Here is an 18,403-nt window from a genome sequence, read left to right on the forward strand (position 1 = left end):
ACCGCGGTCCCGCAGGTGCCGGCCAGGGGCCTGCGACGCGCCCTGCCGCTCGAGGCCCGCACGCGCGTGCGCGTGCGGAAAACCGGCCGCGGCGCTCCGCCTGGCGCGGACGGCACGGTGCCGGGGACCTCCCGAACACCGGTCGACCGCAGGCCGCTTGGAGTGCCGGGCGCCGGTGCTTGCGCCGCGGACGGTTCCCCTGCCGTGGGCGGTTCCGGGTCGCGGTCCGCCCGCCGTCCCCCGTACGTCTGCCGCAGGTGACGGGCCGCCAGGAAAAGCGTCGCCGGAACGTGGGGGCGGTGGCGGCAGGGGCGTCGGTACGGGTGTCGTGAGCGTCGGGATGGGAAGCTGGACCGTGTGATGGAACCCACCCACGACGAGGCCCACGCAGGAGCGCTCGGCTCCCGGCTGAACTGGCTGCGCGCGGCCGTGCTGGGCGCGAACGACGGCATCGTCTCCACCGCGGGCCTGGTCGTCGGCGTGGCCGGCGCCACCCAGGACCGGGCCGCCCTGCTCACCGCGGGCCTGGCCGGGCTGCTGGCCGGATCGATGTCCATGGCGGCGGGCGAGTACGTCTCCGTCTCCACCCAGCGCGACTCCGAGCGGGCCGCGCTGGCCATGGAGAAGCGCGAGCTGAGGGAGGAGCCGGAGGCCGAACTGCTGGAGCTGACCGGGCTGCTGGAGGAGCGCGGCCTGTCCCGGGAGGTGGCCCGGGAGGCCGCCGAGCAGCTCACCGAGCGGGACGCGCTGCGGGCCCACGCGCGCGTGGAGCTCGGCATCGACCCGGACGAGCTGACCAACCCCTGGCACGCCGCCTGGGCGAGCTTCGTGGCGTTCACGGTGGGCGCGCTGCTGCCCCTGCTGGCCATCGTGCTGCCCCCGCCCGCCTGGCGGCTCCCGGTCACCGTCCTGTCCGTGCTGGGCGCCCTCGTGTTCACCGGCTGGAGCAGCGCCCGCCTCGGCTCCGCCGCCCCGAAGCGCGCGGTGCTGCGCAACGTGGCGGGCGGGGCCCTGGCGATGGCGGTCACGTACGCGGCGGGCAGCCTGCTGGGGGCGGCCGGAGTGTGACGCCCCGCGGGGTCCGGGTACCCCCGGTACGGCGGGACCGCCCGGCCGCGTACCGTGAAGGGCCGCCCACCACCCCCGGGCGCACCGCACGACCCCGCACGAGAAGGACCCTCGCCATGCGCGCCACCACCATCCACGCCCCCTACGACCTGCGCGTGGAGGACGTCCCCGAGCCGGCGGTGCAGCTGCCCACCGACGCCGTCGTACGGGTGCTGCGCGCCTGCATCTGCGGCAGCGACCTGTGGGCCTACCGCGGCGAGGCCGCCCGGCAGCCGGGCCAGCGGATCGGGCACGAGTTCCTCGGTGTGGTCGAGGAGACCGGCGCCGAGGTGGGCACGCTCCGGCGCGGCGACCTCGTGGTGGCGCCCTTCATGTGGTCCGACGGCGTCTGCGACTACTGCCGCGAGGGTCTGACGACGTCCTGCGAGCACGGCGGCTTCTGGGGCTCCGTCGGCCACGACGGCGGCCAGGGCGAGGCCGTGCGCGTGCCGTTCGCCGACGGCACCCTGGTGCGGCTGCCGAAGGAGGCGGCCGGCGACGACCGCCTGCTGTCGGCCCTGCTCACCCTCTCCGACGTCCTGGGCACCGGCCACCACGCCGCCCTCGGCGCGGGCGCCCGCCCCGGCGCCACGGTCGCCGTCGTCGGCGACGGCGCGGTCGGTCTGTGCGCCGTCCTGGCGGCCAGGCGGCTGGGCGCCGAGCGGATCATCGCGCTCGGCCGGCACGAGGCCCGTACCGGCATCGCCCGCCGCTTCGGCGCCACGGACGTCGTCGCCGAGCGCGGGGAGGCGGCCGTCGAGGCCGTCCGCGCGCTCACCCGCGGCCAGGGCGCGCACGCCGTCGTGGAGGCGGTCGGCACGGAGCAGTCCATGCGGACGGCCGTGCACATCACCCGCGACGGCGGCGCGATCGGCTTCGTCGGCGTGCCCCACGGCAGCGGGACCGGCCTGGACCTCGGCGTCATGTTCGACCGGAACATCGCCCTGCGCGGCGGCGTCGCCCCGGTCCGCGCCTACATCCCCGAGCTGCTTCCCGACGTCCTCGACGGCACGATCGACCCCTCGCCCGTGTTCGACCTGACCGTCGGCATCGAGGGCGTACCGGACGGCTACAAGGCCATGGACGAGCGCACCGCCCTGAAGGTGCTCGTCACCAACGGCTAGGCGTTCACGACCAGCGGATCGGCAGCGGCAGCGCCGTCAGCAGGCCCGAGACCGCCACCACCGCCCCCAGCGCGGCCAGCTCGGCCCGTGCGGGGACGCGGGCGGTCAGCGGGTCGGCCGCCCGGCCGAGCCGGATCCGCGCCCACAGGGCGAGCGCGGCGACGACGGCGACCAGCAGCACCTTGGCCAGCAGGGCGCGCCCGTAGGCCGTCGCCGTCAGCTGGTCCAGGACCGTGGCCGCCGGCATGCGCCGCAGCGCACTCCACACGCCCGTCGCGGTGAGGGCGGCGAGCAGAGCGGCCGCCACGCGCGCGTAGCGCCCCAGCAGCGCGGCCCCGGCCGCGTCGCCCCGCCACCGCCGCACGGTCCGCAGCGCGTGCAGCAGCCCGCCCGCCCACAGCGCAGCGCAGGTCAGGTGGACCAGCGTCAGGACGGAGCCGGTCAGCGGGCTCTGCTCGCTCACGGGATGCGCGCGCAGCACCTCGGCGACCACCACCGCGGCCAGCGGCCACACCTGGGCCGCCGGGCGCCGGGAGCGCGCGCACAGCGCCGCCGACAGGAAGGCGTTGACCTCCAGCAGCGCCTGCCTGCCGTCGCGGGTGCCGTACAGGCCGCCGGCGTCGATCTGGCCGAGACGGTGCGGGACCAGACCGCCGGCGGCGACCACCGCGGCGAGCGCCAGCGCGGCGACGAAGCCGACGGCGTTCGCGAACGGCGCCCAGCTGCTCGGCCGTGCGGGCGGGGCGCCGGGCAGGCGCCGGGCCAGCCGGAGCACGAACAGCTCGCCGAGCGGGACGCTCAGCGCGGCGAACAGCGTCCCGCGCAGCAGGGCCGTGCCGCCCGCTCCGGGGGCCGCGGCCTCGCCGGTGCCGTGCAGTGCGGCGGACGGGCCGAGCAGGGGGATCAGGGCGGCCAGGGCCACCAGCACCAGTGCGGTGACGGCCCGGCCGGTGCCGGGCCGCCGGGCCGCGGTGTTCGTGTCGGCCGCCGCGCCGGCCGGTGGTGACGGGCTCACCCCGTGATCCTGGCGAGCCGCCACGGAACGGGGCAAGTCCGGGTGGCCAAGCGGAGCCACGGCCTCCCGTCCTGCGTGCGTTTCCGGCCGCCGCTGCGGTCAGCTCCAGCGCGCGGGGCTGGTACCCCACGGCACCGGGGGCCGGCTCCAGCCGGTGGGGCCGCCCGCGAAGGACACCGGCGGCAGGGCGTACCGCAGCCGCCCCAGCGGGCCGTCCGTCTCGGCGAGCCAGGCCTCGGGGCCCGGATACGGCTCCCCGGCCGGGTCCGGGTCGTCCGGGATCCCGTCCGTCAGCCAGCGTGCGGTGCGGGCCAGCGCCAGCCGCACGCACCGGCCCTGCCCGTCGTACGACCGCTCGGTGACCGCCCGCAGGACGGCCGCCGCCAGCAGGTACCCCGTGCCGTGGTCCAGGGCCTGCGCGGGCAGCGCGCCGGGCTCCCGCGCCGAGCCCTCGGCCACCGCGATGCCGGTCGCGACCTGCACCAGGCTGTCGAAGCCGCGCCGCCCGCTCCAGGGCCCGTAGGCGCCCCAGGCCGACACCTGCGCCACGATCAGACCCGGGCGCCGCTCGGCCAGGGCCTCGGGGGAGAGGCCGAACCGGTCCAGGGCGCCCGGCCGGTAGCCGGTGACCACCACGTCGGCCGAGGCGAGCAGCTCCTCGAAACGCTCCCGGCCGGTGTCGAGGTCGAGGGTCGCCGACCGCTTGCCGAAGCCCGTGTCGGCGTGCTGGTCCGGCAGTTCGGGCAGGTGCGGGGCGTCCAGGCGCAGGACGTCCGCGCCGAGCAGGGCGAGGGTGCGGGTGGCGACCGGGCCGGCGAGGACCCGGGTGAGGTCCAGGACGCGCAGCCCGGCGGCGGGCAGCAGGGGAGCGGTGGCCGGGTCCGGCGCGGGCAGTACGCGCGCGGGTGCCGCGTCCGGCAGCTCCCGCTCGACCAGCGGCCGGGCGGCCACCTCGGCGGCCTGCTCGTGCGCCGCCCACTCCCCGGGGGTGCGCAGGGCCACGGCGAGGCCGCCGGCGCGGTACACCGCCTCCTCCGACTCCACGGCGGTCCGTTCGGCGAACCGTGCGGCCACGGCGTCCACGCCGGCGTCGTCCGGCAGGCCCAGTGCGGTCAGCAACCGGGCGCGGTGGTGCGGGTAGTTGGCGTGGGTGCGCACCCAGCCGTCGGCCGTCCGCCAGAACCGGGACAGCGGCGCGAACAGGACCGGGGCCCGTCCGTCGATCCGCACCAGCCGCTCGCTGTGGAAGGCGGCGGCGAGCGCACCGTCGTCCACCCGGACCTGCGGGACCCGCGCGAGCCCGGCCCGGCGCGCGCCCAGCTCGGCGGCGGCCAGCGCACAGGCGCCGACGCAGGCGCGCGCCAGCCGGCGTACGGGCAGCCGGGCCTCGAGCGCTCCGGGGCGGGCGACGACCGACACACGCGACACCAGGGCGGGATCGCCGCCCACGGCACTCCAGGCGTACTTGAGTTCAGTCATGACTGCACTATGCGGTATTGACTGAATCAACATATGGACCGGGCTGCCGGCTCCGTCGAGCCGGCAGCCCGGCGATCAGCCTCCGATCGCTGCCCGACCGCTACTTCACGGCGCGCAGCGCGTCGACGACGCCGAAGCCGTAGAAGCCGTTGACCCGCTTGCCGCCGACGCAGGTCGCGTCCACGACCCCGTCGCCGTTCCCGTCGTACGGCTCGGCCGGGCAGCCCGGGTTGTCGGCCTGGGCCTTCAGCAGGGCCTGCAGCTGGGCCGGTGTGGCGTGCGGGTGCGCCGACTTCAGCAGCGCGGCCACTCCGGCCACGTGCGGGGACGCCATCGAGGTGCCCTGCAGGAAGCCGTACTGGCCGCCCGGCAGCGTGGACAGGATGCGGCCGTTCTTCGACGGCGTGTCCGGGATCTGGTACTTGTCACCGCCCGGCCCCGCCACGTCCACGACCCCCTGGCCGTAGCTGGAGTAGTACGACTTGGCGTCCTTGACGCCCACCGCGCTCACCGTGACCACGCCCGGCAGCTGGGTCGGCACGTCGAAGCATTCGTGCGGGTCGACCGTACGGGTCGTGGCCGTCGAGTCGTCCGGGCTGGAGTCGTCCACGAGCGCGTGCGAGTCCAGGTCGTCGTTGGAGTTGCCGGCCGAGGCCACGTTGAGCGTGCCCTTGCGCTGTGCGTACAGCTGGGCCCTGTTGACCGCGTCGACGATGGCCCGTTGATCGGGATCGTCCATGCAGTTGTACATCCACGGGTCAACGTAGTAGCTGTTGTTGGTGACCTCGATGCCGTGGTCGGCGGCGAACACGAAGGCGCAGACCACGCTCTCCGGATAGAAGAGCTGCGTCGAGTCCGGCTGGGCCACCGTGATGCTCGCGACCTTCACCCCCGGCGCCACCCCCGCCACGCCGATGCCGTTGCGGGCCGCGGCAATCTCCCCCGCCACATGGGTGCCGTGGTAGTGGTCGGCGTCGGCCGGCCGCCAGGCACCGTACGTCGTGTCCGCCTTGCCGCTCACGCAGTTCGCCGACTGGGAGGCGGAGAAGTTCGGGGCGATGTCCGGGTGGGTGTCGTCCACGCCCGTGTCGATGACCCCCACGGTCACGCTCCGGCTGCCCGGGTCGATCTTCGCGGCCTTGTCGGCGCCGATCGACCGCAGGTCCCACTGGTCGGCCTCCAGGGGCTCCTCGCCCGCCGTCGCCCGCTGGGTGATCTTCGCGGCCTGCGCCTTCGACAGGACCTGCACCGCGCCCTCGTCCGTCGTCCCCGCCGCGGTCAGGGGCGCCGTGCGCGTCGCACCCGCCGACTGCACGCCCCGCACGGCACGCATCTGCCGGCCGAAGTCCGGGTTCGCGGAGTGGACGACGATCACGCCGATCCGGTCGTAACTCGCCACGACGCTGCCGCCGTTGCGGGTGATCGCCCGCTGCACCGACGCGAGCGTGCGGTGGTCCGTCCGGGTGTTGACCACGTACGCGAGGCTCGGGCCGTCCGCCGCTCGCGTCGTCGCGGCCGGCGGAACCGCCGCCGAGGCCGTCTGCGGCAGGAAGCCGAGCGAGGCGGTCAGCGCCAGCGCGGCCGGCACGGCGAGCGCGAGCCGCCGTCTGGAGCGCGAATGAACCATGGGATCTCCACATCATCCGGATACGGAACCGCCCGAGACACGGATGGTGCTCGGGCAGGTACATGACGGGTGGTGCAGGCCGAAGCTATCCCGCCGATCCGATCTCCGAAAGAGCCCGGCCGACTTGAACCGCTCCGCGCGTGGCGTCGTGACCGTGGACGAGGGGCCCATCAGGATCGTGCCCCCACGGGACTCGCGCACCGGAGTCGCACCCTCACCCCCGGTGACGGATCCCGTCCCCGTAAGGCCGGCAAGCGCATGTCCGTGAAGCGAGGAGACCTCCGTGGCCACCGAGACACCGCCCCCCGCGAAGCCCCAGGCCCCCCTACCCTCCGCCGAGCAGTTCACCGAGGTGCGCGACAGCGCGGAGTTCGGTGAACTGCGCCGTGCCCACCGCTCCTTCGCGTTCCCCCTCACCATCGCCTTCATCGCCTGGTACCTGCTCTACGTCCTGCTCTCCAACTACGCGGGCGGCTTCATGGGCACCAAGGTGGCGGGCAACGTCAACATGGCCCTGGTGCTCGGCCTCGCCCAGTTCCTCACCACCTTCCTGATCGCCTGGTGGTACGCGCGGCACGCCGCCGCCAGGCTCGACCCCAAGGCGGAGGCCATCAAGTCCCGGATGGAGGGCGCGGAATGAGCCCGGCAGTCACTCTCGCCGCCGGCGAGGCGAGCCAGCACCGGCCGCTGATCATCACCCTGTTCGCGGTCTTCGTCGCCGCGACCCTGGTCATCACCGTCTGGGCCGGCCGCCAGACCCGCAGCGCCGCCGACTTCTACGCCGGCGGACGTCAGTTCACCGGCTTCCAGAACGGCCTCGCCGTCTCCGGCGACTACATGTCCGCCGCGTCCTTCCTCGGCATCGCCGGCGCCATCGCCCTGTTCGGCTACGACGGCTTCCTCTACTCCATCGGCTTCCTGGTCGCCTGGCTGGTCGCGCTGCTCCTGGTCGCCGAACCGCTGCGCAACTCCGGCCGCTACACCATGGGCGACGTACTGGCGTACCGGATGCGCCAGCGCCCGGTCCGCACGGCGGCCGGCACCTCCACGATCGTCGTGTCGATCTTCTACCTGCTGGCCCAGATGGCCGGCGCCGGCGTCCTGGTCTCCCTGCTGCTGGGCATCACCAGCGACGCCGGCAAGATCGGCATCGTCGCCCTGGTCGGCGTCCTGATGATCGTGTACGTCACCATCGGCGGCATGAAGGGCACCACCTGGGTCCAGATGGTCAAGGCCGTGCTGCTGATCGCGGGCGCGATCCTGCTGACCTTCCTGGTGCTGCTGAAGTTCCACTTCAACGTCTCCGACCTGCTCGGCCGGGCCGCCGACAACAGCGGCAAGGGCACCGCCTTCCTGGAACCCGGGCTGAAGTACGGCGCCACCGGCACCACCAAGCTGGACTTCATCTCGCTCGGCCTCGCCCTGGTCCTCGGCACCGCGGGCCTGCCGCACATCCTGATCCGCTTCTACACGGTCCCGACCGCCAGGGCCGCCCGGAAGTCCGTCATCTGGGCGATCGGCCTGATCGGCGCCTTCTACCTGATGACCCTCGCCCTCGGCTTCGGCGCGGCCGCGCTGATCAAACCGGAGGAGATCATCGCCTCCAACAAGGCGGGCAACACCGCGGCCCCCCTGCTCGCCCTCCACCTGGGCGGAGTGGACTCCGACTGGGGCGCCGTCCTGCTCGCCACCATCTCGGCGGTCGCCTTCGCCACCATCCTGGCGGTGGTCGCGGGCCTCACCCTGGCCTCGTCGTCCTCCTTCGCCCACGACATCTACGCCAACGTCATCAAGAAGGGGCAGGCCACCGAGAAGCAGGAGGTGGGCGCGGCCCGCTGGGCGAGCGTCGGCATCGGCGCGGTGTCCATCGTCCTCGGTGCGCTGGCCCGCGACCTGAACGTGGCGGGCCTGGTCGCCCTCGCCTTCGCCGTCGCCGCCTCCGCCAACCTGCCGACGATCCTCTACAGCCTGTTCTGGAAGCGGTTCACCACCAGCGGCGCCCTGTGGTCGATCTACGGCGGCCTGGTCACCGCGGTCGGCCTGGTGCTCTTCTCCCCGGTGGTCTCCGGCTCGCCGGCCTCGATGTTCCCCGACGTCGACTTCCACTGGTTCCCGCTGGAGAACCCCGGCATCATCTCCATCCCGGTCGGCTTCCTTCTGGGTGCCGTGGGCACTCTGCTGTCGAAGGAGGTCCCGGACGCGGACAAGTACGCGGAACTGGAGGTGCGGTCCCTCACCGGAACGGGAGCGCACTGAGGTTCCCACCGGCGGCCGCGTCGTGAGGGACTGTAGGGTCCTACGACGCGGCCGCGCCGTACCTCGTGGGATCGGGATGCTGTCGCTGTCAGTGGTCTGGCCTAGGCTCACAAGTGACGGAAAATGAAGCTCCGCGACGAGGGAGGGGGCCACGTGCTCATCGACACATACGGCCGGGTGGCCACCGACCTGAGGGTCTCGCTGACCGACCGGTGCAATCTGCGGTGCACGTACTGCATGCCCGAGGAGGGCCTGCAGTGGCTGGCGAAGCCCGACCTGCTCACGGACGACGAGATCGTCCGCCTGATCGACGTCGCCGTCCGCCTGCTCGGCATCCGCGAGGTCCGCTTCACCGGCGGAGAGCCCCTGCTGCGGCCGGGCCTCGTCGGCATCGTCGAGCGTGTCGCGGCCCTGGAGCCGCGCCCCCAGACGTCCCTGACCACCAACGGCATCGGCCTCGGGCGCACCGCGTCCGCCCTGAAGGCGGCGGGCCTGGACCGGGTCAACGTCTCCCTGGACACCCTCCGCGCGGACGTCTTCAAGGCCCTCACCCGCCGCGACCGCCACCAGGACGTCCTCAAGGGCCTCGAGGCCGCCCGCGCGGCCGGTCTGACCCCGGTGAAGGTCAACACGGTGCTCATGCCGGGCCTGAACGACGACGAGGCCCCCGACCTGCTGGCCTGGGCCGTGGAGAACGACTACGAACTGCGGTTCATCGAGCAGATGCCCCTGGACGCCCAGCACGGCTGGAAGCGCGAGGGCATGGTCACCGCCGGGGACATCCTCGTCTCCCTGCGCACCCGGTTCGAGCTGACCCCCGAGGGCGCCGAGGAGCGCGGCTCGGCCCCGGCCGAGCGCTGGATCGTCGACGGCGGCCCGCACCGCGTCGGCGTCATCGCCTCCGTCACCCGCCCGTTCTGCGCGGCCTGCGACCGCACCCGGCTGACCGCCGACGGACAGGTCCGCACCTGCCTGTTCGCCACCGAGGAGACCGACCTGCGCGCCGCCCTGCGCTCCGGCGCCGACGACGAGGAGATCGCCCGGATCTGGCGCCTGGCGATGTGGGGCAAGAAGGCGGGAGCGGGCCTGGACGACCCGTCGTTCGTCCAGCCGGACCGGCCGATGTCGGCGATCGGGGGCTGAGCCGGGCGCCGGCTAGGCCCCCTCGGGCTCCTGCCAGTCCGCGAACCCCACCACGTCCTTCAGGAACCCCCGCATCCCGAGGAACTGCGCCAGGTGCTCGCGGTGCTCCTCGCACGCGAGCCAGGTCTTGCGCCGCTCCGGCGTATGGATCTTCGGGTTGTTCCACGCCAGCACCCACACGGCGTCGGCACGGCAGCCCTTGGCGGAACAGATGGGCGTCTCACTCACAGGTTCGTCTCGCAGAACGGGGCGCAGAAAGGTGCGGAACGGGGTGCGAACAAGGCGACGCCGAGCAGCCACGGGGGGAGCTGCCCGGCGTCGGTCTGTCGCTCCGACGGGGGATGCGGAGCGCATACGCAGTATGTCACGGGTCACCCATCGCCCGGCACCGGAACTGCATGATTGATCTGAGGTTTTCTTGAGCTTGGCGGGCCGTCCCCGGCTCCCCGCGCATACGCCGTGGTCACGCCCCGTCGGGCCGTTCCCCGTGCACACCCGCCGCCGGATCCGGCGACACGCCCTCCGCGGCGGGATCCGTCCCCGCCGCCTCGTCCTGCGCGCGCGGGGGAGTGATCATCGGCCGCATCGGCACGCTGACGAAGGTCGACGGGAGCGAGGGCGGCCGCTCCCGGCCCGCGTTGGCGACCACCACGGCGATGTAGGGGAGCACCGCGCCGGCCACCAGCGCCACGATGGCGAAGTACCGCTCGACGTTCCACAGGGTGGCGGCCAGGATCACCGCGATCGTGCGGATCGTCATCGAGATGACGTACCGCCGCTGCCGGCCCCGTACGTCCTCGGCCAGCCCGGTCCGCGCGCCGGTGATCCGGAACACCGGGGCGCTGCCGCCGTGCTGCTTGCGCATCACACTCCACCATCCGCCCGCATCGCAGTCCCACCGTCACCGGTCCCGTCCTGCCGCACGCGCGGCGGGAAACCGGGCCGGGACACCTCCACGGTACGCCGCGCCGGCACCGCCCACGAGACCGGGTCGCCGCACCGCCCGCACGACTCCGCGCACGCCCGCGGCCGTGCGGGGGCGCCCGACATGCGCCGTGGGGCGGACGCGCCGAGACTGGGCGTAACCCCCGCGCCGAGCCGTTCGCGTCGAGTCGTTCGCGTCGAGCCGTTCGCAGAAGCCGTACAGGAGGAGCCATGGGCTGGTTGTGGGCGATCATCGTGGGATTCGTGCTGGGCCTGATCGCCAAGGCGGTCATCCCGGGCAAGCAGCACAGCCCCCTGTGGCTGACCACCATCTGCGGCATCCTGGGCGCCATCGTGGGCAACGCGGTCGCCCGCGCCCTCGGCGTGGAGGCGACCCGCGGCATCGACTGGAGCCGGCACATCTTCCAGATCGTCGCAGCGATCATCATCGTCGCCGCGGTCGACGCCCTGTACATGGCGACCCTGGGCAAGAGGAAGCAGCAGCGGGCCCGGGCCTGACGGCGCCGGGCCCGGACCGCCGGGGCGTCAGCCGGTGACCTCCACCGCGGCCAGGTTCTTCTTGCCGCGTCGCAGCACCAGCCACCGCCCGTGCAGCAGGTCCTCCTTCGCCGGGACGGCGTCCTCCGCGGTGACCTTCACGTTGTTGACGTAGGCACCGCCTTCCTTGACCGTCCGGCGGGCGGCCGACTTGCTGGCCACCAGCCCGACCTCGGCGAGCAGGTCGACCACCGGGGCCGGCTCGGCGACCCGGACGCGCGGCAGCTCGGACAGCGCCGCGGCCAGCGTCCGCTCGTCCAGCTCCACCAGCTCGCCCTGACCGAACAGCGCCCGCGACGCGGCGATCACGGCGGCCGTCTGGTCCGCGCCGTGCACCAGCGTCGTCAGCTCCTCGGCCAGCGCGCGCTGCGCGGCCCGGGCCTGCGGGCGCTCCTCGGTCTGCCGCTCCAGCTCCTCCAGCTCCTCACGGGAGCGGAAGGACAGGATCCGCAGGTACTTCGAGATGTCCCGGTCGTCCACGTTCAGCCAGAACTGGTAGAACGCGTACGGCGTCGTCATGTCCGGGTCGAGCCAGACGGCGCCGCCCTCGGTCTTGCCGAACTTGGTGCCGTCCGCCTTGGTCATCAGTGGGGTCGCCAGCGCGTGCACCGACGCCTCCGGCTCCAGCCGGTGGATCAGGTCGAGACCGGCCGTGAGGTTGCCCCACTGGTCGCTGCCGCCCTGCTGGAGCGTGCAGCCGTGGCGCCGGTACAGCTGCAGGAAGTCCATGCCCTGCAGGATCTGGTAGCTGAACTCGGTGTAGCTGATGCCCTGGTCGGACTCCAGGCGGCGGGCCACGGAGTCCTTCGTCAGCATCTTGTTGACGCGGAAGTGCTTGCCGATGTCCCGCAGGAACTCGATCGCGGAGAGGCTCGCGGTCCAGTCCAGGTTGTTGACCATGACCGCCGCGTTCTCGCCCTCGAAGGACAGGAACGGCTCGATCTGCCGGCGCAGCTTGTCCACCCAGCCGGCCACCGTCTCCGGGTCGTTGAGCGTGCGCTCGGCCGTCGGGCGCGGGTCGCCGATCAGGCCCGTCGCGCCGCCGACCAGCGCCAGCGGCCGGTGCCCGGCCTGCTGGAGCCGGCGCACGGTGAGCACCTGCACCAGGTGCCCCACGTGCAGCGACGGCGCGGTCGGGTCGAAGCCGCAATAGAACGTGACGGGACCGTCCGCGAGCGCCTTGCGCAAAGCGTCCTCGTCGGTGGACAGGGCGAACAGCCCACGCCACTTCAGCTCGTCGACGATGTCCGTCACGGTTCTCTTGTCTCCTCGGTGATCTCCGGGTGGCCGGGTGGGACCCGACCACGAACGCCTACGAGGTTATACGCCCTGGCTGACAGAGCTCATGTTGAAATCGGGGATCCGCAGCGACGGCATCGCGGCCCTGGTGAACCAGTCGCTCCACTCGCGCGGCAGCGTCTTCTCGGTGCGCCCCGCCTCCGTGGCGCGGCCCAGCAGCCCGACCGGCGACTCGTTGAACCGGAAGTTGTTCACCTGACCGGTGACCTCGCCGTTCTCCACGAGGTAGACGCCGTCGCGGGTCAGCCCCGTCAGCAGGAGCGTCGCCGGGTCGACCTCGCGGATGTACCACAGGCAGGTCAGCAGCAGCCCGCGTTCCGTGTCCGCGACCATCTCCTCCAGGGAGCGGTCCCGGCCGCCGTCCAGGATCAGGTTGCCGAGCGCGGGGGCGACGGGCAGCCCGGTCAGGCCCGCGCTGTGCCGGGTCGTGGTCAGGTTCTTCAGCACGCCCTCGCCGATCCACTCGGTGGCGTGCGCGGGCAGCCCGTTGTCGAACACCGACTGGTCGCCGCCGGAGGAGTGGGCGACCACGAACGGCGGGCACTCCAGACCCGGCTCGTGCGGGTCGCTGCGCAGGGTGAGCGGCAGCTCGCTGAGCTTCTCGCCGACCCGCGTGCCCCCGCCCGGCTTGGAGAACACCGTGCGCCCCTCGGCCGCGTCCCGGCCCGAGGCCGACCACAGCTGGTAGATCAGCAGGTCGGCGACCGCGGTCGGCGGCAGCAGCGTCTCGTAGCGGCCCGCGGGCAGCTCCAGCCGGCGTTCGGCCCAGCCGAGCCGTACGGCCAGCTCGGCGTCCAGCGCGCCCGGGTCGACGTCCTTGAAGTCCCGCGTGGACCGGCCGGCCCACACCGAGCGGGTCCGGTCCGGCGACTTGGCGTTCAGCTCCAGCGTGCCGGTGGGCTGGTCGTGCCTGAGGCGCAGCCCGGTGGAGGTGCCCAGGTACGTCGACACCATCTCGTGGTTGGCGAAGCCGTACAGCTCGCGCCCGCCGGCCCGCGCGCGGGCGAAGGCCTCGCCGAGCGCGGGGGCGAAGTCGGCGAACACGGCGGACGAGGTCTCGGCGGGCGCGTCGGTGAAGTCCGGCGCCTCGGGCACACCGCCGACCAGCGGCTGCGCGTCCTCGGCGGGCCCGGCCCCGCGCGCGGCGGCCTCGGCGGCCCGCACCAGCGGCTCCAGCTCGCCGGCCGTCACCGCCGACCGCGACACGACACCCGAGGCCGTGCCCTCCTTGCCGTCCACGGTCGCGATCACCGTGAGGCTGCGGCCGCGGGTGACGCCGTTGGTGGTGAGCGCGTTGCCGGCCCAGCGCAGGTTGGCGGTGGAGTACTCGTCGGCGATGACGACGCAGCCGTCGGCCCGGGACAGCGCGAGCGCCTGCTCGACGACCTCGTGCGGCTTGTGGGTACGGGCGCTCATCGGCCGGCCTCCTGCGTGGTGTTCAGAATGTTGACGCCCCGGAAGAGGGCGGAGGGGCACCCGTGGGACACGGCGGCCACCTGACCCGGCTGGGCCTTGCCGCAGTTGAAGGCACCGCCCAGGACGTAGGTCCCCGGACCGCCCACGGCGGCCATCGAACCCCAGAAGTCGGTGGTCGTCGCCTGGTAGGCGACGTCCTTGAGCTGCCCGGTGATCCGCCCGTTCTCGATCCGGAAGAAGCGCTGCCCGGTGAACTGGAAGTTGTAGCGCTGCATGTCGATCGACCAGGACCGGTCGCCGACGACGTAGATGCCCCGGTCGACGCCGCCGATCAGGTCCTCGGTGGACAGTCCGGCGGGGTCCGGCCGCAGCGACACGTTCGCCATCCGCTGCACCGGCACGTGCCCCGGCGAGTCGGCGAACGCGCACCCGTTGGACCGCTCGAACCCGGTGAGCTTCGCGATCCGGCGGTCCAGCTGGTAGCCGACCAGCGTCCCGTCCTTCACCAGGTCCCAGGACTGCGCCTCGACGCCCTCGTCGTCGTACCCGACGGTCGCGAGGCCGTGCTCGGCGGTGCGGTCGCCGGTGACGTTCATCAGCTCGGAGCCGTACTTCAGCTTGCCCAGCTGGTCGAAGGTGGCGAAGGAGGTGCCGGCGTAGGCGGCCTCGTAACCGAGGGCGCGGTCCAGCTCGGTGGCGTGCCCGATGGACTCGTGGATGGTCAGCCACAGGTTGGACGGGTCGACGACCAGGTCGTACAGGCCCGGCTCCACGCTCGGCGCCCGCATCTTCTCGGCGAGCAGCTCCGGGATCCGCTCCAGTTCCCCGTCCCAGTCCCAGCCGGTCCCGGTGAGGTACTCCCAGCCGCGCCCGGCCGGCGGCGCGAGGGTCCGCATCGAGTCGAACTCCCCGCTCGACTCGTCCACCGAGACGGCCGTCAGCTGCGGGTGCAGCCGCACCCGCTGCTGCGTCGTCACGGTGCCGGCGGTGTCGGCGTAGAACTTGTTCTCGTGCACGGTGAGCAGCGAGGCGTCCACATGGTTCACCCCGTTCGCCGCGAGCAGCCGCGCGCTCCAGTCCGCCAGCAGCGCCGCCTTCTCCTCGTCCGGCACGGTGAACGGATCGATCTCGTACGACGAGATCCACGTCCGGTCGGCGTGCACCGGCTCGTCGGCCAGCTCGACGCGCTCGTCGGATCCGGCGGCCCTGATCACCTGCGCCGACAGCTTCGCCATCGCCACCGCCTGCGAGGCGACCTTGGCGGCCGCGTCCAGGCTCAGGTCCACCCCGGAGGCGAAGCCCCACGTGCCGCCGTGCACCACCCGGACCGCGTACCCGAGGTCGGTGGTGTCCGACGACCCCGCCGGCCTGGCGTCCCGCAGCCGCCAGGAGGCACTGCGCACCCGCTCGAACCGGAAGTCGGCGTGCTCGGCCCCGAGCGCCCGCGCGCGGGCGAGCGCGGCGTCGGCCAGGGCCCTTAGCGGAAGCGCCGTGAAGGCTTCGTCGATGGAATGAGGCACGGAGGTCTCCCTGCTGTCGTCGCCTGTCGGGTCCGATCATGTCGCGGGAGCGGTCCCGCGGACCACAGGGTTTCGCCCCGCCCGGCCGTTTTCTGTAGGGACCCGACAGCGACTCACCCGCGCCACTGTCGGTGCCCGCTTGCCCCCGGGCACGGCGCTACCGATAGGTTTTCGATGAAGCCGCCTGTCATCGAGGTGTCCGGGCGGATCGTCGGACCGCAGCAGACCTATCGAAAGGGTGATCCGTTGAGCCGCTCGGTTCTCGTCACCGGAGGAAACCGGGGCATCGGCCTCGCCATCGCCCGCGCGTTCGCCGACGCCGGCGACAAGGTCGCCATCACGTACCGCTCGGGTGAGCCGCCGGCCGCCCTGACGGAACTGGGCTGCCTGGCCGTCAAGTGCGACATCACCGACGCCGAGCAGGTGGAGCAGGCCTACAAGGAGATCGAGGCCGAGCACGGCCCCGTCGAGGTCCTGATCGCCAACGCCGGCGTCACGAAGGACCAGCTCCTGATGCGCATGTCGGAGGAGGACTTCACCTCCGTCCTCGACACCAACCTCACCGGCACCTTCCGCGTCGTCAAGCGCGCCAACCGCGGCATGCTGCGGGCCAGGAAGGGCCGCGTCGTCCTCATCTCCTCCGTGGTCGGCCTGCTCGGCTCGGCGGGGCAGGCGAACTACGCCGCCTCCAAGGCCGGCCTGGTCGGCTTCGCGCGCTCCCTGGCCCGTGAGCTGGGCTCGCGCAACATCACCTTCAACGTCGTCGCGCCCGGCTTCGTCGACACCGACATGACCAAGGCGCTCAGCGACGAGCAGCGCGAGAACATCGTGTCGCAGGTGCCGCTCGGCCGGTACGCGCAGCCGGAGGAGATCGCCGCGGCGGTGCGGTTCCTCGCGTCGGACGACGCCTCGTACATCACTGGAGCCGTCATCCCCGTTGACGGCGGACTGGGAATGGGTCACTGATCACCATGAGCGGAATCCTCGAGGGCAAGCGCGTCCTGATCACCGGTGTGCTGACGGAGGCCTCCATCGCCTTCCACGCCGCGAAGCTCGCCCAGGAGCAGGGCGCCGAGGTCATCCTCACCGCCTTCCCGCGGCCCACGCTGACCGAGCGCATCGCCAAGAAGCTGCCGAAGCCCGCCAAGGTCATCGAGCTGGACGTCACCAACGACGAGCACCTCGGCCGGCTGGCGGACGTCGTCGGCGAGGAGCTGGGCGGCCTCGACGGCGTCGTGCACTCCATCGGCTTCGCGCCGCAGGACGCGCTCGGCGGCAACTTCCTCAACACGCCGTTCGAGTCCGTGGCCACCGCCATGCACGTCTCGGCGTACTCCCTGAAGTCGCTCACCATGGCCTGCCTGCCGCTGATGCAGAACGGCGGCTCCGTCGTCGGCCTCACCTTCGACGCGCAGTTCGCCTGGCCGCAGTACGACTGGATGGGCCCGGCCAAGGCCGCGCTGGAGGCCACCAGCCGCTACATCGCCCGCGACCTGGGCAAGCAGAACATCCGCTGCAACCTCATCTCCGCGGGCCCGCTCGGCTCCATGGCCGCCAAGTCCATCCCGGGCTTCAGCGACCTGGCCGCCGTGTGGGACACCCGCTCCCCGCTGGAGTGGGACCTGAAGGACCCCGAGCCGGCCGGCCGCGGCATCGTCGCGCTGCTCAGCGACTGGTTCCCGAAGACCACCGGTGAGATCGTCCACGTCGACGGCGGACTGCACGCCATCGGCGCCTGACCTCGGTCCGGCCCACGACGGACACCGGCGCCCCGTCCCCCGCGGTCAGCGGAGGGCGGGGCGTCACCCGTTCGGCGTACCCGGCCGGGCGGCGCCGGGAGCGGGCCGCGCACCCTGGAGGCAGCGTTCACCCTCGCGCATCCCTCCGCAGCCCGGCCGAGGAGGTTCCCTTGTGCGCCTGTCCCGCAGCCTGGCCCCGGTGACCGTGGCCCTCGCCCTCGTCCTGTGCTTGCCGTCCGACGCGGCGCCCCACGCGCGCGGGAGCGACGGCAAACCGCCCGCCCCGGACCTCTTCGGCGCCGCGTGCCGCACGAGCGTGCGCGGGTCCCACGTGGTGGCCTACTGCCACAACCCCTACACCGGCACGGACCGCGTCCGCCTGCACATCGAGTGCGCCCGCTGGTGGGACATCGACACCGACAGCGCCCCCGTGGACACCGCTCCCGCCATGACCGTACGACTGGCCGGCCGGTGCTGGAAGGAGGTCCGCTCGGTGTGGATCAGCCACCAGAAGCGGCGCTGAAGCGGTCCGGGCGGCACAGGAACGGATAGCTCGCGGCCTCCGCGGCCGCCGCCTCCGCGTCGCCCGCGCGGATCGCGTCCACCAGCCGGGTGTGGTCCATGTGCGCCCGGGGCGTCAGCTCCGCGCCGACGTCCGCGCGCAGCCAGTCCCGCAGCACCTCGCCCAGGTCGGCGTACATCGCCGTCATGACGTCGTTGTGGGAGGCGGCCACGACGGCCAGGTGGAAGGTCGCGTCGGCCGCCACGAACGCCTCCGCGTCGCCCGACTCCCAGGCCTCCTCGCGACGCGCCAGCAGGGTGTCCAGTTGCGTGAGGTCCCTCCCGGTGCGCCGCTCGGCGGCCAGCTTCGCCGCCGCCGACTCCAGCGTGGACCGCAGCTCGGCGATGTGCCGGGGATCGGCGCCGGCGAACCGGCGGTGCATCACACCGGCCAGCTCGCTCGTCGCCGCGACGTACGTGCCCGAACCCTGGCGGATGTCCAGCAGACCGTTGTGCGCGAGCGCGCGGACGGCCTCGCGGACCGTGTTGCGGGCGACACCGAGCTGCTCGACCAGCTCCGGTTCGGTCGGGATGCGCGAGCCGACCGGCCACTCGCCGGAGCTGATCTGCTGACGCAGCACGGCGATGACCTGCTCGGACAGCGCGGAGCGGCGCGGGTGGCTCAAGGGCATGGC

General features: G+C 73.2%; 18 protein-coding genes. 9 read left to right on the plus strand and 9 right to left on the minus strand.

What is annotated here, in order from left to right; all coding sequences use genetic code 11:
* Positions 1-357 precede the first annotated feature (357 nt).
* Positions 358-1,068, plus strand: a complete 711-nt coding sequence (locus AQJ66_RS31045; protein WP_061928589.1) for a VIT1/CCC1 transporter family protein — start codon at positions 358-360, stop codon at positions 1,066-1,068.
* Positions 1,069-1,184: 116 nt separating this feature from the next.
* Positions 1,185-2,231 carry a zinc-dependent alcohol dehydrogenase family protein gene (locus tag AQJ66_RS31050; RefSeq protein ID WP_061928591.1) on the plus strand — a complete coding sequence of 349 codons (1,047 nt, stop codon included), beginning with the start codon at positions 1,185-1,187 and terminating at the stop codon, positions 2,229-2,231.
* Positions 2,232-2,235: 4 nt separating this feature from the next.
* On the opposite strand, the gene AQJ66_RS31055 is transcribed toward AQJ66_RS31050, so the two are convergent.
* The 3 genes from AQJ66_RS31055 to AQJ66_RS31065 all read right to left on the minus strand — a co-directional run bounded on the left by AQJ66_RS31055 (position 2,236) and on the right by AQJ66_RS31065 (position 6,352).
* Complete coding sequence (locus AQJ66_RS31055) at positions 2,236-3,246, minus strand: CopD family protein (RefSeq protein WP_061928593.1); 1,011 nt, start codon at positions 3,244-3,246, stop codon at positions 2,236-2,238.
* Between the two features lie 99 nt (positions 3,247-3,345).
* The gene (locus tag AQJ66_RS31060) at positions 3,346-4,725 is read right to left on the minus strand and encodes a CoA transferase (RefSeq protein ID WP_061928595.1); all 1,380 of its coding nucleotides are present in this window, start codon (positions 4,723-4,725) and stop codon (positions 3,346-3,348) included.
* Between the two features lie 100 nt (positions 4,726-4,825).
* Positions 4,826-6,352 (minus strand): S8 family peptidase, encoded by a 1,527-nt coding sequence (locus AQJ66_RS31065; RefSeq protein ID WP_061928597.1) that lies wholly within the window; start codon positions 6,350-6,352, stop codon positions 4,826-4,828.
* Between the two features lie 283 nt (positions 6,353-6,635).
* On the opposite strand from AQJ66_RS31065, the gene AQJ66_RS31070 reads away from it, so the two are divergent.
* The 3 genes from AQJ66_RS31070 to moaA all read left to right on the plus strand — a co-directional run bounded on the left by AQJ66_RS31070 (position 6,636) and on the right by moaA (position 9,751).
* Positions 6,636-6,992: a DUF485 domain-containing protein gene (locus AQJ66_RS31070; protein ID WP_061928599.1), complete on the plus strand. Its 357-nt coding sequence runs from the start codon at positions 6,636-6,638 to the stop codon at positions 6,990-6,992.
* Positions 6,989-8,608 (plus strand): solute symporter family protein, encoded by a 1,620-nt coding sequence (locus AQJ66_RS31075; RefSeq protein ID WP_061928601.1) that lies wholly within the window; start codon positions 6,989-6,991, stop codon positions 8,606-8,608. The genes AQJ66_RS31070 and AQJ66_RS31075 overlap by 4 nt, the downstream gene beginning before the upstream one ends.
* A 153-nt stretch (positions 8,609-8,761) precedes the next feature.
* Positions 8,762-9,751: a GTP 3',8-cyclase MoaA gene (gene moaA, locus AQJ66_RS31080; RefSeq protein ID WP_061928679.1), complete on the plus strand. Its 990-nt coding sequence runs from the start codon at positions 8,762-8,764 to the stop codon at positions 9,749-9,751.
* A gap of 12 nt (positions 9,752-9,763) precedes the next feature.
* On the opposite strand, the gene AQJ66_RS31085 is transcribed toward moaA, so the two are convergent.
* Both AQJ66_RS31085 and AQJ66_RS31090 read right to left on the minus strand, forming a co-directional pair.
* On the minus strand, positions 9,764-9,979 hold the full coding sequence (locus AQJ66_RS31085) for a hypothetical protein (protein ID WP_061928603.1): 216 nt from the start codon (positions 9,977-9,979) through the stop codon (positions 9,764-9,766).
* 235 nt (positions 9,980-10,214) lie between these two features.
* Positions 10,215-10,616, minus strand: coding sequence for a DUF3099 domain-containing protein (locus AQJ66_RS31090; protein ID WP_061928605.1), 402 nt, complete (start codon positions 10,614-10,616; stop codon positions 10,215-10,217).
* Positions 10,617-10,906: 290 nt separating this feature from the next.
* On the opposite strand from AQJ66_RS31090, the gene AQJ66_RS31095 reads away from it, so the two are divergent.
* Positions 10,907-11,194, plus strand: a complete 288-nt coding sequence (locus AQJ66_RS31095; RefSeq protein WP_061928607.1) for a GlsB/YeaQ/YmgE family stress response membrane protein — start codon at positions 10,907-10,909, stop codon at positions 11,192-11,194.
* A gap of 27 nt (positions 11,195-11,221) precedes the next feature.
* On the opposite strand, the gene tyrS is transcribed toward AQJ66_RS31095, so the two are convergent.
* From tyrS to AQJ66_RS31110, 3 genes are all read right to left on the minus strand, one after another.
* On the minus strand, positions 11,222-12,487 hold the full coding sequence (gene tyrS, locus AQJ66_RS31100) for a tyrosine--tRNA ligase (protein WP_061928609.1): 1,266 nt from the start codon (positions 12,485-12,487) through the stop codon (positions 11,222-11,224).
* A gap of 66 nt (positions 12,488-12,553) precedes the next feature.
* Entirely contained in the window at positions 12,554-13,948 is a 1,395-nt protein-coding gene (locus AQJ66_RS31105) for a TldD/PmbA family protein (RefSeq protein WP_061928611.1), read from the minus strand.
* Positions 13,945-15,468, minus strand: a complete 1,524-nt coding sequence (locus AQJ66_RS31110; RefSeq protein WP_061928613.1) for a TldD/PmbA family protein — start codon at positions 15,466-15,468, stop codon at positions 13,945-13,947. Before AQJ66_RS31110 ends, AQJ66_RS31105 begins: the two co-directional genes overlap by 4 nt.
* 246 nt (positions 15,469-15,714) lie before the next feature.
* Between AQJ66_RS31110 and fabG the strand changes: the two genes are divergently transcribed.
* The 3 genes from fabG (at position 15,715) to AQJ66_RS31125 (ending at position 17,730) form a co-directional block, all read left to right on the plus strand.
* Entirely contained in the window at positions 15,715-16,434 is a 720-nt protein-coding gene (gene fabG, locus AQJ66_RS31115; RefSeq protein ID WP_061928615.1) for a 3-oxoacyl-[acyl-carrier-protein] reductase, read from the plus strand.
* A gap of 5 nt (positions 16,435-16,439) precedes the next feature.
* Positions 16,440-17,207 carry an enoyl-ACP reductase FabI gene (gene fabI, locus AQJ66_RS31120; protein WP_061928617.1) on the plus strand — a complete coding sequence of 256 codons (768 nt, stop codon included), beginning with the start codon at positions 16,440-16,442 and terminating at the stop codon, positions 17,205-17,207.
* Positions 17,208-17,379: 172 nt separating this feature from the next.
* The gene (locus tag AQJ66_RS31125) at positions 17,380-17,730 is read left to right on the plus strand and encodes a hypothetical protein (protein ID WP_061928619.1); all 351 of its coding nucleotides are present in this window, start codon (positions 17,380-17,382) and stop codon (positions 17,728-17,730) included.
* Here the strand turns inward: AQJ66_RS31125 and AQJ66_RS31130 are convergent.
* Positions 17,708-18,400 (minus strand): FadR/GntR family transcriptional regulator, encoded by a 693-nt coding sequence (locus AQJ66_RS31130; RefSeq protein WP_061928621.1) that lies wholly within the window; start codon positions 18,398-18,400, stop codon positions 17,708-17,710. The two genes, AQJ66_RS31125 and AQJ66_RS31130, sit on opposite strands and share 23 nt — an antisense overlap.
* Between the last annotated feature and the right edge of the window lie 3 nt (positions 18,401-18,403).

The organism is Streptomyces bungoensis (assembly GCF_001514215.1).
GTDB classification, from domain to species: Bacteria; Actinomycetota; Actinomycetes; order Streptomycetales; family Streptomycetaceae; genus Streptomyces; species Streptomyces bungoensis.

Excerpts from the sequence above, each read along its gene's own strand:
- AQJ66_RS31095 (WP_061928607.1), top strand. The coding sequence starts at position 10,907 with ATGGGCTGGTTGTGGGCGATCATCGTGGGATTCGTGCTGGGCCTGATC.
- AQJ66_RS31130 (WP_061928621.1), bottom strand. The coding sequence starts at position 18,400 with ATGCCCTTGAGCCACCCGCGCCGCTCCGCGCTGTCCGAGCAGGTCATC.
- AQJ66_RS31050 (WP_061928591.1), top strand. The coding sequence starts at position 1,185 with ATGCGCGCCACCACCATCCACGCCCCCTACGACCTGCGCGTGGAGGAC.
- AQJ66_RS31065 (WP_061928597.1), bottom strand. The coding sequence starts at position 6,352 with ATGGTTCATTCGCGCTCCAGACGGCGGCTCGCGCTCGCCGTGCCGGCC.
- AQJ66_RS31090 (WP_061928605.1), bottom strand. The coding sequence starts at position 10,616 with ATGCGCAAGCAGCACGGCGGCAGCGCCCCGGTGTTCCGGATCACCGGC.
- fabI (WP_061928617.1), top strand. The coding sequence starts at position 16,440 with ATGAGCGGAATCCTCGAGGGCAAGCGCGTCCTGATCACCGGTGTGCTG.
- AQJ66_RS31060 (WP_061928595.1), bottom strand. The coding sequence starts at position 4,725 with ATGACTGAACTCAAGTACGCCTGGAGTGCCGTGGGCGGCGATCCCGCC.
- AQJ66_RS31105 (WP_061928611.1), bottom strand. The coding sequence starts at position 13,948 with ATGAGCGCCCGTACCCACAAGCCGCACGAGGTCGTCGAGCAGGCGCTC.
- AQJ66_RS31075 (WP_061928601.1), top strand. The coding sequence starts at position 6,989 with ATGAGCCCGGCAGTCACTCTCGCCGCCGGCGAGGCGAGCCAGCACCGG.